Source organism: Burkholderia sp. A2 (assembly GCF_001729305.1).
In the GTDB taxonomy this organism is placed as follows: domain Bacteria; phylum Pseudomonadota; class Gammaproteobacteria; order Burkholderiales; family Burkholderiaceae; genus Burkholderia; species Burkholderia sola.
The window spans coordinates 1-2,408 of sequence record NZ_LZXX01000050.1 but is presented as its reverse complement, the minus strand read 5'-3'; the positions used below and the strand labels follow the sequence as shown (position 1 = coordinate 2,408).

The 2,408-nt window shown below is 58.8% G+C and carries 3 tRNA genes and 1 rRNA gene; all 4 read right to left on the bottom strand.

Going from position 1 to position 2,408, the window contains the following annotated elements:
• Positions 1-96: 96 nt before the first annotated feature.
• The 4 genes from A9Z05_RS04300 to rrf all read right to left on the bottom strand — a co-directional run bounded on the left by A9Z05_RS04300 (position 97) and on the right by rrf (position 2,287).
• A tRNA-Thr gene (locus tag A9Z05_RS04300) sits at positions 97-171 on the bottom strand.
• 22 nt (positions 172-193) lie between these two features.
• Positions 194-267 (bottom strand) — tRNA-Gly (locus A9Z05_RS04295).
• Between the two features lie 43 nt (positions 268-310).
• Positions 311-396: transfer RNA gene (locus A9Z05_RS04290), tRNA-Tyr, on the bottom strand.
• Between the two features lie 1,778 nt (positions 397-2,174).
• A 5S ribosomal RNA gene (rrf, locus tag A9Z05_RS04285) occupies positions 2,175-2,287 on the bottom strand.
• Positions 2,288-2,408 lie beyond the last annotated feature (121 nt).

Sequence of the window (2,408 nt, the reverse complement as noted above, 5' to 3'; positions counted from 1 at the left end):
TTGGTCCGCTCAAACTTTTCCTTGGCCATTTTCAACTCCCAAAAGGAATTTCACAGGTTGCGCCGCGCGCAAACAAGACACTGACTTTTTTACTGCTGGTGCCCATGGGCAGGATCGAACTGCCGACCTCTCCCTTACCAAGGGAGTGCTCTACCACTGAGCCACATGGGCGCTACGCTTCAACTTAGCGGTCTGGAGCGGGTGAAGGGAATCGAACCCTCGTCGTAAGCTTGGAAGGCTTCTGCTCTACCATTGAGCTACACCCGCATGGGCCACTAACGATTCCTTACCGCTCACTGCGCTGATATCTTGGTGGAGGAGGTTGGATTCGAACCAACGTAGGCGTAAGCCAACAGATTTACAGTCTGCCCCCTTTAGCCACTCGGGCACCCCTCCGTAGAGAACTGACGATTATGGGGGTGCATCGCACTCCTGTCAAGCACATCCGGAAGATTATTTTCACTTTCTTCCCGACTTCCGCTTTCCGCCGATCCCTGCCCTCGCCCGGCTAAGGCAAGCGCGAGATGTTGCCGACCGGCGCCACATCTTCGTCAGACTCCGCCTTCAACGCCGATCTGCATCTGCGCTAAAAACGAAAGACCGCCATCATACGGCCTCTTTCGCACAATGCCAAGCGGGTAGACACAAAATTTCGGCAAATTTCGTGCCGGGCGGGTTTGGAGAGCCGGCTGGAGGTTGTTCACGGGAGCGTCGACGGCGCTTCCGGCGCGGAATAGACGCTCTGCGGCCGGCACTGCAGGCAGCCTGACCTCAATGCTGGGGCTCGTGTATGGACCAGAGCTTCGCCCTTCTGGCGATTGCAGCAAGCCGGCTCCATCACCGAATTCGGACGCTCCTTGCTGTGTTCGATAGCTTCATTGGAACGCACGATTCCGTGTGTGGTCGTTCTCCTACGCCAGTACAAGCCTCTAGGCGCCCGCTTGGCCCGCAGCGACATTCTTCGCGGTTGCAACTGCACGTGCCGCGGCTCCGGCAAGCACCCCGGTGCCGCACGAGCCCGGTCAGGGAGGTTCGACGCACGTTCTGGCTGACAGCGTCACCGCGGAGCCCAAGAGCATGCCTGGCGCCTGGGGCGCGTCAACAGTTGAAGGCATCACTCGATGCCGGGGTACGGGGGTTGGGGATTTCGCCGGCTAGGGCGCGCACAAACGATGAATCGGCACGTGCTGGCCCGACGACGTCCCGCAGGATGAATCCGGCGATTGTGCAGGCCCTGCGATGCTCACAGCCGCTACTCGGCGACGACGTGCGTATAGGTCCAGCCGTCTCCATAACCTCACTGCCGCCGCATCCATCGAGTGGTCCTTACGCTCGGCGGCCCCACGCCCCTTCGTGGAAACCGCCTAACATCAGCGGCCGGCTTATCGCAGCGAATCTTCGCAAACAATCGATATCGCTACCATTCGTGTTCCGCACCCGCCTCGCCCGGTTGAACGCGACTATCCGTGCCGGATTCGACGCAAGCGCCTTTGCCGTACCTCACGCACCCGGAGCCGTTATAAAGCCGATATATGGTGGCAGAGCGTCGACATCCAGCATGCGCTGTCCGGCAATGCTCAGCTGGCGCGGGATCAAGGCCAAAACACGATGCACCAGCTTTCGCTTGCCCCGAGACTCTCCATTCGACGATCCGGATACGATACGCGCCGAACGCCGCCAGGCGTCGGCGCAGGCAGCACATAATTCACGCCTACGGGTGATGAACGAGACCGCGTAGGTAGTGGAGCCCATTCGCCATCGAGGAAATCTACGCGTTACAGGACGGTCAATGACGGACATCGAAAGGAACCGCGCCGATTTTTGATCTTGTCCGAGCCGCTATACGCGTACGGCGCTGCCCCCCCCCTTGGTCCGATCGCTTTGATCAAAGATGGAGCAGAGACGAGGTGGCGGGCCGCAGGAAGCGGAAGGCGGGTCACGCAATCGCGCTTGTCGATATGCGTTTGCGGGAGCAAAGCGCGGTTAGATCGAAGATACGATCAATAATCGGTGGAATCGCCGAAGATGGAAGCAAGTAGGAGAGTTTGATGCTGCAATGGTTTGCGGCGGAGGAGCCCGGCGTACGTCGCCTCGGAACGCTTCGCCCCATGCTTTTTTGGAGGCCGAAATGCAAAAACCCCCGCCTGGTCGGGCGGGGGTTCTTGGCTTAGGGAGCCTGACGATTACCTACTTTCACACGGGAATCCGCACTATCATCGGCGTAGAGTCGTTTCACGGTCCTGTTCGGGATGGGAAGGGGTGGGACCGACTCGCTATGGTCATCAGGCAAAGAGGGTTGTTCTGCTGGCGTGGCCAACAGAACCAATCTTGGAAGAAGCAGTAATTTTGAGTTGTGTGTATCACACACGAGAATCCACAAGTCCTGTTAAGGCAGACTTGTTATAGGA